Below are 16338 nucleotides of genomic sequence, written 5' to 3' on the forward strand. Positions count from 1 at the left end.
GGCTGTCGCGCTGGCGAGTGTCGCGATGGTCGTTGGGCTGAGCGACACACCGCAGGCTATGGCCGCCGACGGGCGTCTGCAGTTCACCGGCACGACGTTGACCGGCGCGGCCTTCAACGGCGCGAGCCTGCAAGGTAAGCCCGCGGTGCTGTGGTTCTGGAGGCCGCAGTGCCCGTTCTGCAACCAGGAGGCCCCGTCGCTGAGCCAGGTCGCGGCGGCGAACCCCAAAGTGACCTTCGTCGGGGTGGCGGCCCGCTCCGATGAGGGGTCCATGCGGGACTTCGTGTCGAAGTACAACCTGAACTTCACCAATCTCAACGATGCCGACGGATCGATCTGGCAGCGGTTCAACGTGCCGTGGCAACCGGCCTATGTGTTCGAGAAGCCGGACGGCTCATCGACGTTCGTGAACAACCCCACCTCGGCGATGTCGCAGCAGGAGCTTTCCGACCGGGTAGCTGCGCTCACCAGCTAGACCGGTCGCCTCCATGAACCAGGGCCTGCTGGGTTTGGCCTTCGGCGCCGGGTTGGTGGCCGCGCTCAATCCATGTGGATTCGCGCTGCTGCCCGCCTATCTGACACTGGTGGTGCGCACGGAGCGGGCCGGCGGTCTCACCGCCGTCGGACGTGCACTGGCAGCCACCGTGGCAATGACCCTCGGGTTCCTCGCGGCCTTCGGCACGTTCGGGCTGCTCACCGTTACGATCGCATCGACCGTCGAGCGCTATCTGCCCTACATGACGATTGCGATTGGTATTTCGCTTGTCGCACTGGGTATTTGGCTGTTGACCGGACGTGACCTGACGGTGTTGACACCGCGACCACTGCTCGCCGGACACGGTCGTGCGCCGACCGCCAGGCTCGCATCGATGTTCGGCTACGGGGTGGGATATGCCATCGCGTCGCTGTCCTGCACGATCGGCCCATTCCTGGCGGTCACCGGAGCCGTCTTTCGCGGTGGCCCCCTTCTGGACGGCCTCATGGTGTATCTCGCCTACGCCGGAGGCTTCGGATTGCTCGTCGGCGTCTTAGCCGTCGCCGTCGCACTCGCGCGCACGGCGCTGATCGACCGGATACGCCGAATCTTGGCCTACATCAACCGAATCAGCGGTGCATTGCTGATCGCTGTCGGGCTTTATGTCGGTTACTACGGTCTCTACGAGGTCCGTCTGTTCGTCTTGCACGGCAGCCCGACGGACCCGGTGGTCGCGGCAGCCGGGCGCTTGCAGGGCGCGCTGGAGGGTTGGGTGCATCAGCACGGCGCCTGGCCGTGGGTGCTGGGATTGGCCGTAGTTGCGCTCGGCGTGCTGGCCGTAGCGGTGAAAACGCGGCGCGCGCGGCGAACCTGGCGCTAGACCGGGTCGACGAAGGCCGGCCGCTCCCCTGACATTCCGGCCACCACGGCGGCGAGCTGATTGGGTTTGCCGATCAGCCCGGCCTGCAAGTCGGATTCGCGTTTCAGGGCACCGGCGGCGTCGTCGCTGACCCACGTCTCGTCGTACAGGCGCTTGGCGGCACGCACGGCGTCGGGCGACTTCTGCGCGATCTCCTCAGCAAGTTCCAGCGCCGACGCCAGCGGGTCGTCACTGTTTTGCGTGACCAACCCGATCGCCAAAGCGTCGCTGCCAGAAAAGATTCGGCCGCTGAACGTCAACTCCTTGGCGACATCGATGCGGACCAGCCGCGGCAGCGTCTGCGTGATCGCCATGTCGGGAACCAGGCCCCACTTGATCTCCATGATCGACAGTTTCGCGTCCGGTGCAGCGATCCTGATGTCGGCGCCCAACGCGATCTGCAGACCGCCGCCGAAGCAGTTCCCGTGAATGGCAGCGATGACCGGCGCCGGCACCAGGGACCAGTCGTAGGTCACCCGCTGGGCGAAGTTGGCCAGGCGGTCGCCGTCGCGCTCCAGCAGCAAGCCGGTGCCGCCCTGACCGGACATGAAGCTCGCGATGTCCAGTCCGGAGCAGAAGCTCTTGCCCTCGCCGTGCAGCACGACCGCACGCACCGACGCGTCGCCGGCCAGTTGGTCGGCGGCATTCATCAGTCCCTCGAACATGGCCCGGTCGAGCGCGTTGTGTTTGTCGGCGCGCACCATCGTCACCGTCGCCACGCCGCTGGCGCCGATCTTTATCTGAACCCTGTCGTCACCCACGCTGGGCAACTTACCGCCACGACCGACTCCTCAGCCAGAGGTCGTACTCGTCAGGCGTCAGTCGCGTCAGGACCGACTTCGCAGGGTGGTCTTCGGTCAATCCCCCACGGCATCGAAGTGGCGGCTGAGCGTGGATTGCATGACGCTCGACGCACCGAGTATCTGGAAGCCCCACGGCGGAGATTTGGGCACATGACGCCGGCCGTTAGCGGGCTATGGTCAGCACATGCGACTGCACATTTCCGTTGACGACGAGCTCATTGCCGAACTCGACCGGCGGGCTGGCAGCAGGCGCCGCAGCGCGTTCATCGCGGAGCTGATTCGCCGCGGACTCGAAGACGAGCGGCGATGGGACGACATCGAGGCAGCCCTGGGGGCTATCCCCGACGAGGGTCACGAATGGGATGACGATCCCGGTGAGTGGGTCCGCCGCCAACGCTCCGACCGGCGTCGCGTCGGCTGAGGTGGCACGGAACTTGCTCGACCCGATTATCCTTATAATCTCCGGGGGCTGTTTTTACTAGTAGCGGGGACACTAGTAGCGGGGACAGGATTCGAACCTGCGACCTCTGGGTTATGAGCTAGCCGGGTGCGGTATTGCCCGTTGCGCGCGGTCTCATTAGTGAAGGTCGACGAGGTTCACTCGTCCGACCTGTCGCGCCCCGTCCCACATGATCGCATCCATTCGTCCGTGTTCTGTGTCCAAATCCGTGGCCAAACCCTTGGAGCGACATACTGTTGCCCCGCCGCATCGGGCGCGTTACCGGACCTCAGCCTGTGGATAAAAGTGTTGCACTCAACATGAGTTCGTGTAACACTTTTATCCATGACAGGGCCTCGGGGGCTGCCTGATACATTCACGACCGCGACCGCCCTTGCTCGTGGTGTGCATCCGCGAGTGCTGTATGCCTTGCGTGACAGCGGTGACGTCGTCGAATTATCGCGTGGAGTCTTTCGACGTGCCGACGCGCCGCTAGCCAGTGAACCGGATCTGCTGGCCGTTGCGTACCGATCCCCGGTGGCGATCGTGTGTTGTCGGTCGGCCGCGGCGGTTCACGAACTGAGCGACGAGCTCCCGCCCGCGGTGCAGATTGCCGTGCCCACGGGGCACCGCCCACCGCGGATCGCGTATCCACCAACAGAGGTATTTCGCTTTGCTGCCAACACTTTCGAGATTGAACTATCACAGCTGGAGGCTGCGCCAAGAGAGTGGGTGCGCATCTACACTCCCGCTCGGACGGTCATCGACCTGATGCGACTGCGGCATCGGCTTGGCGAGACGCTAGCACTCGCCGCGCTGCAGCGGTACCTGCGCCGACGTGACGCGGCACCAGCGAAGTTGCTGGGCCTGGCATCGATGTTTGATGTGGCGGGACCGGTCCGCCGTGCGCTCGACGTGGCCGCTGCGGAATGAGCCGTCCGACGCGCAGTACAGAAGCCGGACGCGCCTATCTGGATCTGCAGCGCCGCGCCCGTGCCGAGGGCCGTCCTACACAGGAGTTACTCACCCTGTACGTGGTCGAGCGGTGGATTGCGCGACTGGCGCTCTCGCCATACGCCGAGCAGTTCGTGCTCAAAGGAGGAATTCTCTTGGCGGCGTTCGACGCACGTCGACCGACGGCTGATGTTGACGCGTTGGCGCGGAACTTCGCCAACGACGAAGCAACAGTCGTCGCGCGAATCGTCGCCATCGCCGAGCAATCGACACCCGACGACGGGGTCGAATACCGCACTCACACGGTGACCTCACCCGTAATCCGCGACGAGGACCTGTACTCGGGAGTGCGGGTCGCGATGGATTGCGCAATCGCGTCGGCGGTGATCTAGCTGCGACTGGACGTCAATTTCGGCGACCCGGTCACTCCCGCACCTCAACACGTCGAGCTACCTGCGTTGCGGCCGAGTCATCCGCCGATTCGAATCCTCGGTTATCCGGTTGAGACGGTGCTGGCCGAAAAGCTCACCACCGCAATAAGCCTCGGGCCAGCGAACACCCGGGTGCGCGACTACACAGATATCTACACCCTCACCGGCGGCCGAGACATCTCGCATCCGGCCGCTCGCGACGCGCTGATCGCAACAGCCAGCTACCGCGGCACCGACATCGTCGCGCTGTCGTCGGTGATCGGAGACCTCATCGAGTCGAGGCGACGGTCGTACGACGCCTATAGAGCCGGCCTCGGACCCGATGGCGCTGCGCTACCACAGGAATTCGCCACCGTGGTGCAGGCGGTCCTTGCGTTCGCCGATCGACTCACCGACGCAGCAACTCCGACAACAACATGGAACGGTTCGACGCGATTATGGATTGACTGAGCGGCACACTGTGATCGTGGAGGAGCGGTTCCCGGGCGAGTTGGACACGCTGCGTGCCGACAATGTGCGCTTGCGTCGCCTATTGAAGCTCAGCGAAGAGCAGGCGCGAGCGGCGGATCCGGATCAAGCCACGCTCTCTGGCGCGCCGGAGTCACCGGTCAATATGAGGTCGGTGCCCGAAGCTAAGGTCCGCTTCTTCCTCGACCTGTTTCGTTGTCGCTCCGACATTTACGCGATGCGATGGGAGAACCGCCGCGACGGCCGATCCGGTTGGATGCCGGCCATCCGCGGCTACTGGCGCAAGGGCATGAATCGCGCCGACGCACCGTATCTTCCACTGACTCCGGACGTCGTCGCCCAGCACCTGCGCGGGGAGATTCATCTAGGCCTGTATCCCCTTGGTGACGATGACACGACCTGGTGGGTCACGGCTGACTTCGATAAGGAGGCCGCGATGCTGGATGCGCTGGCTTATATGAAAGCCGCACGAGCCCACGATGTTCCGGCAGCTTTAGAGGTGTCGCAGTCGGGCCGAGGTGCGCACGTGTGGGTCTTTTTCGCACAGGCCACGTCTGCGGCAACAGCCCGCAGCATCGCGACAAGCTTGCTCGGCGAGGCTTTCCAACTCCGCGGCAGCATGCACCTTAGCAGCTACGACCGGCTGTTTCCCTCCCAAGATATTCACACCGGCCGCGGCATGGGCAACCTCATCGCCGCTCCCCTCAACGGCAAACGCCGACAGCACGGCACAACGCTGTTCCTCGACCCCGCCACGCTGGAACCCTTCGACGACCAATGGGCCTACCTGTCCAGCATCGCGCGCCTATCGCACAAAAATGTTGCCGCGCTCCTGCGGACCCTGCCCGATCCACAATTCGGCCATCACGTGCGCCGGCTGCAGCTACCCACGTCGTCGAAAATCGTGCCGAGGCCGGCAGCGATCATCCGGGCAACCTTCAGATCTCGGATCACTCTGACCGCCAACGATCTTGGTCCGGCCATGATCGCGGCCGTCAAGCATGCAGCCTCCATTCGCAATCCCGACTTTGATGCTCGCCAGCGCGCTCGACGCAGCACCTGGGATACTCCGCGCTTCCTGCACAGCTACGACGAGACGGTCGAGGGCGATCTTGTGCTGCCTCGTGGCCTCTATGGGCTGCTCACCGACTTGGTCGAGTCGGCGGGAAGTACGTTGCACATTGATGACAAACGCGCCATCGGCGACCGTCACAAATTCATCTGCTCAACCGAGCTCAGGTCCGCACAGGCCGACGCAGTCCCGCGATTAATTGAGGAAGACACCAGCGTGCTGATCGCGCCTCCTGGCTTGGGCAAGACGGTGATTGCCTGCGCCGCCATCGCTTCCCGCGCCACCTCGACCCTCATCCTGGTCGACCGCAAAGCGCTGGCCGACCAGTGGCGTGACCGCTTACAGAAGCATCTCGGATTCAAGTGCGGACAGATCGGCGGCGGGCGATCCAAAACCACCGGCATTATCGACATTGCACTGCTACCCACCCTCGCGCGCCGCGACAACATCGAAGGCCTCACCGCCGGTTACGGTTTCGTCGTCGTCGACGAATGCCACCACATCGCTGCCAGCGCGTTCTTCCACGTCCTCAATCGAATACCCGCAGCGTCCTGGCTCGGGCTCACCGCCACACCTGAACGCCGCGACGGGCTTGAAGACCTCATCTACCACCAACTCGGGTCACATCACGTCACCCTCGAAGGCCCTACTGCCGGCCAACTTCCCTCAGTCGGCACCGACCTGCTCGCACCGCACCCCGTCCTATACGTCCATCCCACCCAGTTCCGCTACACCGGGAAAGCCGATCCTAGTGCGCCAGGCGGAATGGCCGAGATCTACCGAGCCCTCATTGCCGACGAGGCCCGGCTTGAGCAGATCATCGCTGACGTCCTCTCCGCTCACGCCGACGGCGCCAACATCCTCGTCCTCACCACATGGATCGATCACCTCAACGTCATCGCCGAACGACTCCGAAGCGCCGTTAAGGATGTCCTCGTACTGAGCGGCCAGATGAAGGCGCGCCAGCGCCGCGAGATTTCCGAACGACTCGCAAACCACACCGCCGAAGCCGGGCCGTTGCTGATCGTCGGCACCAGCTCATTCATTGGCGAGGGATTCGACTGCCCGGCCCTGGACACGCTGTTTCTCGCCGCCCCAATCACGTTCAAGAACCGACTCGTCCAATACGTCGGGCGCATCACCCGGCCGTACGCCGCCAAGACCACCGCAACCGTGCACGATTACCACGACGAACTCACTCCGGTAATCGCCTCTTCACTTCGAAAACGCGCGCCCGGCTACACAAAATTGGGCTTCCCCGAACCCAGAACGCTGCTCCGATAGGCGTCGCCGGCCAGCCAGCTAGCAACTTATACGACTGCGCGGGCGGGAGGTGTTTTTGATTGGCGCGACGCTCAACGGCCCGAGTAGCCAATGCTCTCAGCGGTCAGGAGGTAACCCCCACCCTCCGATTGGCCTTCCAGAGGCCTACGCGATGCCACCGATTCGGAGGCATGCAGGCTGCCTCCTCGGCCGATACGAGGTTTCGGTCGACGCCGCGTTTTGGCGGATTTCCTGGGCCGACCTAGCAACTATTGTCGATTGACCAATACTGAGACAAGTGGCCTGCTACCAGCGAGATCCGCAAGCGCTCAGGAGAAATCGGCAAAGGCTGATGCGGCCAAATCCGTGGCCAACGGGTATGAAAATGACCCCAGAGATCGCACTCTGGGGCCATTTCCGCTGGTAGCGGGGACAGGATTCGAACCTGCGACCTCTGGGTTATGAGCTGGCCGGTTGCGGTATTGCCCGTTGCGCGCGGTCTGCGCGAGTCTCAAATACGCAGTTCACGACACGTCGACCGGTCCCGTGGTTTCGTTGTCCCAGCCAGTCTGGGGCGTGTCGCCGCGTTTGGTTCACAAATCCGTTCACACGCTGACGCGCACGCGTCCTTCGACTTCGCACGGTCGCAACCCACCATTAAAGCGCTTGGTTCGATGACAGGAAGACTGACTTCGTAGCCATTCCGCTCACGACGTCGACATGGTCCCGCCTTGGGCGGGGGCGCCCCGGTGTTTATTGGCGGTAACGGTGTCCAGCGTCCGACTTACCCGTGGTGGTTCTTTGACCCCACCAAGTGGTTGTCCAGCATCAAGGCGCTCCGCTCGTATCAGCACCGTCTCAATCAAGTGTTCAGACGGCCAGTCTTTAGTGATCTCGGCAGGCAGGTTCTCGATGCCTGCGCGGATGTGCGTCGATAGTTCGTCGAGTGCCTGCTCCGCAGTGCGAGCTGGGAGGCCCATGGCTTTCGCCTCTGCGAGAAGCGCCTGTCGATCCACTTTGGCGAGCGATTGCTGCGCACCGATCTTGGCGCCCATGGTGCCCGACAACTCGGGGTATTCCAGCGTGGACAGCGAATCATAAAGGGGCGATACCTTTACCACTCCCTCGTGGAGCATCAAGGAATAGTTCTTGCCGTGACCGTCCTCGTCGCCGACGATCGCGCGAAATGCGACTTGCTTGAAAATGTTTGTAATTTCCTGCAGCGGAGTGTCGGCGAATTCTCTGAGCACGCGGGCCATATGTTCAGAGGGCCGACCGATTTCATACTTATCTTTTGGGCGAATTCCGACGGCCTGGCACATGTCCTCCTGATGTAAGCGGTGGATTGTTCCGTCGCTGTGCACGCTGCGGTCATAGCGCTCGGCAACAAGCGCGGTCGTGTTGCCGATCCGCTCAATCCACACTGCGTTATCCGACAGTCCGCATCGTCTGGACAAAGCAAGTATCAGCGCCTCATTCTCGGCGCTGTGAGGCCACACGGTGGTGGGCTTGATGATGTGCGTCGAGGGATAGCCATCGATCGGCATACGCCACTGCCCGTTCACCCGCGTCAGCAACAGTTTGTCCTGAGCGCCTGCCAGTGACATTCGGATTCCCCGCGTGGGATCGATACCTAGGGGCCTAGCTGGCAGATTCTGGACGAGATCTATAAGTTCCTGCTCGCTTATTGGCGAGGACACGTGCCCGTCCGCCGGCAGCCCTTCTCCTGCAGGCACTATCACAACTGCTCCGGCGCATTCCCGACCGTATTCGGCAAGAAGTGCCAAAGCGTCTGATGGGGTAGCAGGAGCATCGGCTAGGTCAAGTTCCACGCCTCGCAGTCGCGCAGCAGCGTGCTGCAGCGCCCGACCTTCCGGAAGCAGTCCTTCTAGGAATGATCGCGAAGCCGCGGGTGCGTTAAGCCCTGGTACTGAAGGTAGGGAACAAGAGAGAATGGGCGCACCACCGCCGTAGCCTGATCGCCCCTCGTCGGTGTACTCGATCACGACCTTGCGTCCCCCAGATTTTAGGGTAGCTCGCGCCGTGAGTACTCCGTATAGCCAAAGATCCAGGTCCATTATGCTTTCCAACCCTGGCGAGGGCGGACCATTAATTCGAGGTCAAGCGCGGCGAGTGTGTCGAACAACTTCTCAATAGCCCTAGTAGCGGCACCGGTTTCCAGTTGGGCGACTGAGAATCTGTTGGTTCGGGCCTGTTCAGCTAGTTCGCCCTGGGTTAGCCCCCGGTCTAGACGCGCAGCGCGCAGCGCGCGTCCCAGCGCAGATGCGGAGCGAACCGTAATCTCGCGACCATCAGATGTTGGCATTTTCTCACATTAGCGCGCCTAGATATTAATGACAAGAAATCATCACACTGCACGCGCAAGTGGACAGTGTTGGATTTTCCCAACATGGTGCGGCCATCAGAATACTTGCATAAGTGCTGACACATGGGCTTGACCCCGTTTGGTAGACACGGGGTCAAGCGCACTGGCCAAGCGACTCCTCAATGAACGCGACGCCCTGCTACTAGCCCACTACGCCGGCGCGGTGCCACTCGAGCAGCTGTGGACGGAGCAGGAACGCATCAGCACTGCGCTTGCAAATGCGGAGCGCGAACTCGGCAATCACAAGGCGAGCCGCGAGCAACTTCACGCTGGACTGAATGGGGCCCTGAACCTCCTGCGCGACTCAGGGGTGTTTTACACCCGCGGGAGCGGCGCATCATGAACCATGCGATCTTTGAGCACCTCTACATCAGCGATGATGAGATCGTCGATATCGAGCTAACGGAACTATTCGACAGTCTGCTCGATCCGAACCTAAAGGATCGGCTCGACCACGAACTCACCTCGATCTCCCCCTTGCCAGCGGCAAAGGCCAAAACAACCCCCAGATAATCGAAAAGTTCGAACTTGCGCCCTAATTTAAGGACACAAGTTCGAACTTTCGAACTTTGGTAGCGGGGACAGGATTCGAACCTGCGACCTCTGGGTTATGAGCCCAGCGAGCTACCGAGCTGCTCCACCCCGCGACGGGTGAATATAAGGTTACCGAACGCACGCGAGGCCACCAAATCGCGCGCTCACCCGCCCTATTTTGCGCTGTTGTACTTGTTGATCGCGTCGTCGAGCCGTTGAAGTGCCGCACCGTAGGCACCGAAGTCGCCCGACTTCTGTGCGTCGCGTGCTGCACCCATCGCCGTCTCAACGTCCTTGAGCGCGGTTGCTTTTGCCGGCGACAAGCTGACGGTGGCGCTGGGCGGAGGTGCGACAGCACCGGCAGGTGGCGGGTTGGCCGGCGGCTCGCCGCCCTGCGGCGTGCTGGCGGGCGGGCCGGATTCGGTGGGCGCCGGACCCGCTGCGTTCGCACTGGCGCCCGGTCCGAACAGCCCGTTCAGCGCATCGCCCACCGTCGGGCCGTAGCCGATCTTGTCGTTGTACATCATTGCCACCCGAATCAACCGCGGATACGAGGACGCGACATCGCTCGATCCCGGCGAGGCGTACACCGGCTCGACATAGATCAGCCCACCCTGGGCAACCGGCAACGTCAGCAGATTGCCCCACTTGATCCGATTCTGGTTGTCGCGCCCGATCACGCCGAGGTCCTGTGAAACCGCGGTATCGGTGGTGATCGCGTTGTTCGCCAGCTTAGGACCGTTCACCTGTCCCGGAATGGTCAGCACACTGATCTTACCGTAGGTCGAGGGATCGGAGCTGGCGCTGATGTAGGCCGCCAGATAGTCACGCTTGAACCGGTTCATCGCGCTGGTCAGTTGGAACGACGCCGAATCGTCTTCTTTGGCAATGTTTTTCGCGACGATGTAATACGGCGGCTGATAGCTGCTGGCCGTGGGGTTCGGGTCCAGCGGCACGTCCCAGAAATCCGACGTGGAGAAGAACGTCACCGGATCGTTGACGTGATACTTGGCCAGCAACATCCGCTGCACCTTGAACAGGTCTTCGGGGTAGCGCAAATGCGCGGCCAACTCGCCGCTGATCTCGCTCTTCGGTTTGACCGTTCCGGGAAAGACTTTCATCCACGCCTGCAGCACCGGGTCATGCTCGTCCTGCTCGTAGAGCGAGACCGTGCCGTCGTAGGCATCGACGGTGGCCTTCACCGAGTTACGGATGTAGGACACCTGCTTGTCGGGTGCCAGCCGGTTGAATGCAACCTCCGAGGAATCGGCAGTGGCCGACGAGAGCGACGTGAGCTCGGAGTACGGGTAGTTGTCCAGCGTGGTGTAGCCGTCGATGATCCACACCAGCCGCTTGTTGACGATCGCCGGGTAGACGGCGCTGTCGGTGGTCAACCACGGCGCCACCGCCTCTACCCGCTGAGCCGGGTCGCGGTTGAACAGGATCCTGCTGTTGGATCCGATCACATTGGAGAACAAGAAGTTTCGCTCTGCGAACTTCGCGGCGAAGACGCTCCGGGACATCCAGCTGCCCAGCCGAACTCCACCGCTTCCGGTGTAGGTGTAGTTCTTGGTCTCGGTGTTGGTCTCGTAGTCGTACTCCCGGTCGACACCGTTGCGCCCGACGATCGCGTAGTCGGCGGGCGAGCTGGCGATCACCGGACCGTAATAGACCCGCGGCTGATCCAACGGGGCAGGGCCACTGGATGTCACGCTGCCATTGGCCCCGACGACGCTAGCCAGGAACTCGGGATATCCGCCATTTTGGTTGGGGTCGTTGGCAATACCGCGCACGGTGTTGGCCGGCGAGGCGATGAAGCCGTTGCCATGGGTGAAAACGGTGTGCCGGTTGATCCAGTCCCGTTGGTTGTCGATCAGATGGTCCGGGTTGAGTTCGCGGGCGGCGACGACGTAGTCGTGCAGGTTGTTGTCACGGTCGCGGTAGCGGTCGATCGACAATTGGTCGGGGAAGTAGTAGAAGTTCTTGCCCTGCTGGAACTGGGTGAACGCCGGGCTGATGATGGTGGGGTCAAGCAGTCGGATGTTGGAGGTGGTGGCCCGATCTGATGCCACCTGCTCGGCCGTTGCCCGCGCGTCGCCGCTGTAGTCCCGGTAGGTCACCACATCATCGGTCAGACCATAGGCCTGCCGGGTCGCGGTGATACTTCGGCTGATGTATTCGCGCTCTTTCTGCGCCGCATTGGGTTTGACGCTGAACTGCTCGATGACCAACGGCCAGGCGGCGCCCACGACCATCGACGACAGCAACAGCAACACCAGTCCGATGGCGGGAATCCGCAAGTCCCGCAGCACAACCGCGGAGAACACCGCTGCCGCGCAGATCAACGCGATCGCCAGCAGGATCATCTTGGCCGGCAGCACCGCGTTGATGTCGGTGTACCCGGCGCCGGTGAACGGCTTGCCCGCCCGGGTGTGCGACAGCAGTTCGTAGCGATCGAACCAGTAGGCAGCCGCCTTGAGCAGCACCAGCGTTCCGACCAGGCTGATCAACTGGATTCGCGCCGCGCGGCTCAGCGCACCGGTGCGGCCGGACAACCGGATGCCACCGAAGATGTAGTGCGCCAGCAGATTCGCGACGAAAGCCAGGAATATCGCCACGAAGAAGAAACTGAGCACCAGCCGGTAGAAGGGCAGTTCGAAGGCGTAGAAGCCCAGGTCTTTGCCGAACTGCGGATCGCGGACGCCGAAGCTGCTGCCGTGCAGGAAGAGCTGAATACGAACCCAAAAGGTCTGCGCGACAATGCCGGCCAGCAGTCCGATCGTCAACGGGACACCGGCGCCGATCAACCGCAGCCGCGACATCACCACGGTGCGATAGCGCGCCACCGGATCGGCGCCGTTGCTGGGGACGAACACCGGCCGGCTTCGGTAGGCCAAGGCCAGTCCGGCGAACACGATGCCCCCGACCAGCAGCCCGATCACCACGAACACGACCAACCGGGTCACCAGCACAGTGGTGAACACCGAGCGATAACCCAACTCGCCGAACCAGAGCCAGTCGACGTAGGCGTCGATCAGTCGTGGGCCGACCAACAGCAGTCCGATCACGATCAACGCGATCGCGATCAGAGTCCGGCTGCGTCGAGTCAGCTTCGGCATTCTGGCGGCGGGCCGCATCCCCACTAGCTACGCTCCCTGCTCGGTCTCGACAGTCGCTGTCGCTGGATGTCCACGACTCTACGCACTACCGGAAATCTGCTCCTGGCTCGAACTTTATGGCCTAGCAACTGGGCGGCTGTCCGCCGGAGGCGACCGCGTGCAGCGCGTCCACTGCCTCACCGAGGGTGTCGACCTTGATCAACTGCAGGCCGGGCACCCTGCCGGAGTTCGCTTCGTAGCAATTTCCGGCCGGCACCAGAAACACCGTCGCGCCGGCATCGTGGGCCGCGCTCATCTTGTGCCCGATCCCGCCGATCTTGCCGACCTCGCCGTCCGGTTTGATCGTGCCGGTGCCCGCGACGAACTTCGAGGCGGCGAGGTCGCCGGTGGTGAGTTTGTCGATGACGGCCAGGCTGAACATCAGGCCCGCCGACGGGCCGCCGACGTTGGCCAGGTTGAAATCGACCGCGAACGGGGCCCAGGGCGCATCGGTCACCGAGACGCCCAGGAAGCCGTAGTCGCCTTTCGGGTGATGGCTCAAGGTGATCTGAGCCGTTCCCGGCGTCGCGTTCTTGCGGCGGAAATCAACCGTGACCTGCTGTCCAGGCTTGGTGGTCTTGAGGAACCCGGTGAACTGCTCCACGTCGGCCACCGGCTTGCCGTCGACCGCCTGCACAGCGTCGCCGGCCTGCAACTTGCCCACCGACGGTCCGGGATCGGTCAGCGTCACGATCGTCACGGCCCGGGGGTATTTCAGATAACCCAGGGCCGCGAACTCGGCATTGTGCTCGGACTCCTTGAAATCGGCGTCGTTGGCCTTGTCGACTTCGTCGCGCGACTGGCCAGGCGGATACACCAGATCGCGCGGCATCAGTTGCTCCTGCCCGGACAACCACAGCGTCAGCGCCTCGGCCAGGCTGAGCTCGTCGCGCTGAGACACCGTCGTCATATCCAGGTGGCCCGTCGTGGGATGGGTCGTGGTGCCTCTGATTTCGACGACCTGCTTGCCGTCGACCTCGCCGAGGGTGTCGAAGGCCGGGCCGGGGCCCAGCGACACGTACGGCACCGTCACCGCCGCGAGCAGCACACCGAAGACCACGATCGGGACCAGCGCCACCATCAGCGTCAGAATCCGCCTGTTCACGTCGCCAACACTAGACGCCAGCGTCAGGTGGGTTCACTCAGAGCGTGACGCCACACCGCGCGTCGCGCGCGGACCATGAGTACCGTTGTGGGCATGGCTGACCTGCCCTTCGGGTTCTCCGCGGGAGACGACCCGGACCGCGAGCACAACCCCGAGTCCGGCTCGGGATCTGCCGACCCCTTCGGACTGGGCGGACTGGGCGGCGAATTCAACGTGGCCGACCTGGGCCAGATGTTCACCCGTCTCGGGCAGATGTTCAGCGGGTCCGGTCCGGCAATGGCCGGGCAATCCTCCGGCCCGGTGAACTACGAGATGGCCCGGCAGATGGCGTCCAGCTCGATCGGATTCGTGGCACCGATCCCTGCCGCCACCCGCGAGGCGATCGGTGACGCGGTCCACCTCGCCGAGACCTGGCTCGACGGCGTGACCGCACTACCGGCGGGCACCACCAGGGCCGTCGCCTGGACGCCCAACGACTGGGTCGACAACACGCTGGAGACCTGGAAGCGGTTGTGCGATCCGATGGCTCAGCAGATCTCCACCGTGTGGGCATCCGCGTTGCCCGAGGAAGCCAAGGGCATGGCGGGCCCGCTGCTGTCGATGATGTCGCAGATGGGCGGCATGGCCTTCGGTTCGCAGCTCGGCCAAGCGCTGGCCCGACTGTCCAAGGAAGTCCTCACGTCCACCGACATCGGATTGCCTTTGGGGCCCAAGGGAATTGCGGCGCTATTGCCCGACGCGATCGAGTCGTTCGCCGACGGCCTCGAGCAGCCCCGCAGTGAGATCGTCACGTTCCTGGCAGCCCGCGAGGCCGCCCACCATCGCTTGTTCAGTCACGTGCCGTGGCTTTCCAGCCAGCTGCTGGGCGCCGTCGAGGCCTACGCCAAGGGCATGAAGATCGACATGCGCGGCATCGAGGATCTGGCCCGCGACTTCAACCCGGCGACGCTGAATGACCCAGCCGCCGTCGAGCAGCTGTTGACCCAAGGCGTTTTCGAGCCCAAAGCGACGCCGGAGCAGACCCAGGCACTGGAACGGCTCGAGACATTCCTGGCGCTGATCGAGGGCTGGGTACAGACCGTGGTCAACGCCGCCCTCGGCGATCGGATCCCGGGCGCGAACGCACTCGGCGAGACGCTGCGGCGGCGACGGGCCACCGGCGGGCCGGCCGAGCAGACCTTCGCCACGCTGGTGGGCCTCGAACTGCGGCCACGCAAGCTGCGCGAGGCCGCGGCGTTGTGGGACCGAATGACTCAGGCCGTCGGCGTCGACGCCCGCGACGCGGTCTGGCAGCACCCCGACCTGCTGCCTGCATCCGCGGACCTCGACGACCCGGCCGGTTTCATCGACCGCGCTCTGGGCGGCGACACCAGCGGAATCGACGAAGCCATCGCCGAATTCGAGCGTCGCGCCGAGTCCGGCGACGACGGGCCTGTGGACAGCTGATTCTCTCGCGCTGATCGCTGTGGCACAGTGCCAGGATGGCAGGTCGGTCGGGGCCCACGCCGTCGCTGTACGCGCTGGACCCCGCGCTGCCGGTGCTGCTTCGACCCGACGGCGCCGTGCAGGTGGGCTGGAGTCCGCGGCGTGCGGTTCTGATCCGCCCGCCACGTGGTGTGGCGCCCGTCGGGCTGGCCACCCTGCTCCGGGCGATGCATTCACCGGTGCCGATCAGCGAGCTGCAGCGCCAGCCCACTGGGCTGAGTAACAACGAAATACGCGATCTGGTAGCGCAATTAGTGACGGCGGGGGTCGTCACCTGTGGGACCCGGCAGCGGCCGGCGCGGTCGGCGTCCATCCGGGTGCACGGCCGCGGCCCGCTGTCCGATCTGCTGGCCGATGGGCTCCGCTGCTCGGGCGCCCGGGTCAAACAGAGCACTCAGCCGCATGCCGCTGTGACCTCGGCCGACGCCGACCTGGTGGTGTTGTCGGACAATCTCGTCACCGATCCGCGGATGCAGCGCGAGCTGCACAGTCAGGGTGTCGCGCACCTCGCGGTGCGGGTCCGCGACGGCACCGGGCTGGTCGGCCCGCTGGTCGTGCCCGGTGTCACCAGTTGCTTGAGCTGCGCTGACCTGCATCGCCGTGACCGTGACGCGGCCTGGCCGGCGGTGGCCGCGCAACTGCGCGACACCGTCGGAGTAGCCGACCGTGCGACGCTGCTGGCCACTGCGGCGCTAGCGCTCAGCCAGGTCAACCGGGTGATCGGGGCGATCCGCGGGACCGACTCCGAGCCGCCCGCGGCCCTGAGCGCCACCCTCGAATTCGACGTGCACGCCGGTTCGATCGTGGCGCGGCAATGGCCGAGGCATCCGCTGTGTTCTTGCTGAC

Annotated in this window: 13 protein-coding genes, 1 tRNA gene and 2 pseudogenes; 9 read left to right on the forward strand and 7 right to left on the reverse strand. The window is 63.8% G+C overall.

What is annotated here, in order from left to right; translation table 11 throughout:
• Positions 1 to 25: 25 nt before the first annotated feature.
• Together ACQY5A_RS19335 and ACQY5A_RS19340 are read left to right on the forward strand one after the other, a co-directional pair.
• Positions 26 to 475 carry a protein disulfide oxidoreductase gene (locus ACQY5A_RS19335; protein WP_428343237.1) on the forward strand — a complete coding sequence of 150 codons (450 nt, stop codon included), beginning with the start codon at positions 26 to 28 and terminating at the stop codon, positions 473 to 475.
• A 13-nt stretch (positions 476 to 488) separates the two neighbouring features.
• Entirely contained in the window at positions 489 to 1355 is an 867-nt protein-coding gene (locus tag ACQY5A_RS19340; RefSeq protein ID WP_428341947.1) for a cytochrome c biogenesis CcdA family protein, read from the forward strand.
• Here the strand turns inward: ACQY5A_RS19340 and ACQY5A_RS19345 are convergent.
• On the reverse strand, positions 1352 to 2155 hold the full coding sequence (locus ACQY5A_RS19345; protein WP_428341948.1) for a crotonase/enoyl-CoA hydratase family protein: 804 nt from the start codon (positions 2153 to 2155) through the stop codon (positions 1352 to 1354). The two genes, ACQY5A_RS19340 and ACQY5A_RS19345, sit on opposite strands and share 4 nt — an antisense overlap.
• A 226-nt stretch (positions 2156 to 2381) precedes the next feature.
• Between ACQY5A_RS19345 and ACQY5A_RS19350 the strand changes: the two genes are divergently transcribed.
• From ACQY5A_RS19350 to ACQY5A_RS19365, 4 genes and pseudogenes are all read left to right on the forward strand, one after another.
• Positions 2382 to 2618 (forward strand): hypothetical protein, encoded by a 237-nt coding sequence (locus tag ACQY5A_RS19350; RefSeq protein WP_428341949.1) that lies wholly within the window; start codon positions 2382 to 2384, stop codon positions 2616 to 2618.
• Between the two features lie 363 nt (positions 2619 to 2981).
• The gene (locus ACQY5A_RS19355; protein WP_428341950.1) at positions 2982 to 3569 is read left to right on the forward strand and encodes a type IV toxin-antitoxin system AbiEi family antitoxin domain-containing protein; all 588 of its coding nucleotides are present in this window, start codon (positions 2982 to 2984) and stop codon (positions 3567 to 3569) included.
• Positions 3566 to 4471: pseudogene (locus tag ACQY5A_RS19360) on the forward strand (nucleotidyl transferase AbiEii/AbiGii toxin family protein). The gene ACQY5A_RS19355 and the pseudogene ACQY5A_RS19360 overlap by 4 nt, the downstream one beginning before the upstream one ends.
• Positions 4472 to 4487: 16 nt before the next feature.
• Complete coding sequence (locus tag ACQY5A_RS19365) at positions 4488 to 6845, forward strand: TOTE conflict system archaeo-eukaryotic primase domain-containing protein (protein WP_428341951.1); 2358 nt, start codon at positions 4488 to 4490, stop codon at positions 6843 to 6845.
• 686 nt (positions 6846 to 7531) lie between these two features.
• Here the strand turns inward: ACQY5A_RS19365 and ACQY5A_RS19370 are convergent.
• The 3 genes and pseudogenes from ACQY5A_RS19370 to ACQY5A_RS19380 form a co-directional block, all read right to left on the reverse strand.
• Complete coding sequence (locus ACQY5A_RS19370; RefSeq protein ID WP_428343238.1) at positions 7532 to 8431, reverse strand: HipA domain-containing protein; 900 nt, start codon at positions 8429 to 8431, stop codon at positions 7532 to 7534.
• 141 nt (positions 8432 to 8572) lie between these two features.
• Positions 8573 to 8902 (reverse strand): annotated as a pseudogene (locus ACQY5A_RS19375) (HipA N-terminal domain-containing protein); the annotation flags it as partial.
• Positions 8902 to 9150, reverse strand: a complete 249-nt coding sequence (locus tag ACQY5A_RS19380) for a helix-turn-helix transcriptional regulator (RefSeq protein WP_428341952.1) — start codon at positions 9148 to 9150, stop codon at positions 8902 to 8904. The pseudogene ACQY5A_RS19375 and the gene ACQY5A_RS19380, both read right to left, overlap by 1 nt.
• A 399-nt stretch (positions 9151 to 9549) precedes the next feature.
• On the opposite strand from ACQY5A_RS19380, the gene ACQY5A_RS19385 reads away from it, so the two are divergent.
• Positions 9550 to 9723, forward strand: coding sequence for a hypothetical protein (locus tag ACQY5A_RS19385; protein ID WP_428341953.1), 174 nt, complete (start codon positions 9550 to 9552; stop codon positions 9721 to 9723).
• 57 nt (positions 9724 to 9780) lie between these two features.
• On the opposite strand, the gene ACQY5A_RS19390 is transcribed toward ACQY5A_RS19385, so the two are convergent.
• The 3 genes from ACQY5A_RS19390 to ACQY5A_RS19400 all read right to left on the reverse strand — a co-directional run bounded on the left by ACQY5A_RS19390 (position 9781) and on the right by ACQY5A_RS19400 (position 14007).
• Positions 9781 to 9857 (reverse strand) — tRNA-Met (locus ACQY5A_RS19390).
• A gap of 60 nt (positions 9858 to 9917) precedes the next feature.
• Positions 9918 to 12887, reverse strand: coding sequence for a UPF0182 family protein (locus ACQY5A_RS19395; protein ID WP_428341954.1), 2970 nt, complete (start codon positions 12885 to 12887; stop codon positions 9918 to 9920).
• A gap of 97 nt (positions 12888 to 12984) precedes the next feature.
• Positions 12985 to 14007, reverse strand: a complete 1023-nt coding sequence (locus tag ACQY5A_RS19400; RefSeq protein ID WP_428341955.1) for a YlbL family protein — start codon at positions 14005 to 14007, stop codon at positions 12985 to 12987.
• 75 nt (positions 14008 to 14082) lie between these two features.
• Between ACQY5A_RS19400 and ACQY5A_RS19405 the strand changes: the two genes are divergently transcribed.
• Complete coding sequence (locus ACQY5A_RS19405; protein ID WP_428341956.1) at positions 14083 to 15453, forward strand: zinc-dependent metalloprotease; 1371 nt, start codon at positions 14083 to 14085, stop codon at positions 15451 to 15453.
• A 35-nt stretch (positions 15454 to 15488) separates the two neighbouring features.
• Positions 15489 to 16337, forward strand: a complete 849-nt coding sequence (locus ACQY5A_RS19410) for a cyclodehydratase (protein WP_428341957.1) — start codon at positions 15489 to 15491, stop codon at positions 16335 to 16337.
• Position 16338: the final 1 nt, after the last annotated feature.

Origin of the sequence: Mycobacterium sp. (assembly GCF_965277065.1) — a bacterium.
GTDB lineage: Bacteria > Actinomycetota > Actinomycetes > Mycobacteriales > Mycobacteriaceae > Mycobacterium.

What these genes read in the sequence shown, in the direction of transcription:
- ACQY5A_RS19335 (WP_428343237.1), top strand. Translation starts at nt 26, where the DNA reads ATGGTCGTTGGGCTGAGCGACACACCGCAGGCTATGGCCGCCGACGGG.
- ACQY5A_RS19340 (WP_428341947.1), top strand. Translation starts at nt 489, where the DNA reads ATGAACCAGGGCCTGCTGGGTTTGGCCTTCGGCGCCGGGTTGGTGGCC.
- ACQY5A_RS19350 (WP_428341949.1), top strand. Translation starts at nt 2,382, where the DNA reads ATGCGACTGCACATTTCCGTTGACGACGAGCTCATTGCCGAACTCGAC.
- ACQY5A_RS19355 (WP_428341950.1), top strand. Translation starts at nt 2,982, where the DNA reads ATGACAGGGCCTCGGGGGCTGCCTGATACATTCACGACCGCGACCGCC.
- ACQY5A_RS19370 (WP_428343238.1), bottom strand. Translation starts at nt 8,431, where the DNA reads ATGTCACTGGCAGGCGCTCAGGACAAACTGTTGCTGACGCGGGTGAAC.
- ACQY5A_RS19380 (WP_428341952.1), bottom strand. Translation starts at nt 9,150, where the DNA reads ATGCCAACATCTGATGGTCGCGAGATTACGGTTCGCTCCGCATCTGCG.
- ACQY5A_RS19385 (WP_428341953.1), top strand. Translation starts at nt 9,550, where the DNA reads ATGAACCATGCGATCTTTGAGCACCTCTACATCAGCGATGATGAGATC.
- ACQY5A_RS19405 (WP_428341956.1), top strand. Translation starts at nt 14,083, where the DNA reads ATGAGTACCGTTGTGGGCATGGCTGACCTGCCCTTCGGGTTCTCCGCG.
- ACQY5A_RS19410 (WP_428341957.1), top strand. Translation starts at nt 15,489, where the DNA reads ATGGCAGGTCGGTCGGGGCCCACGCCGTCGCTGTACGCGCTGGACCCC.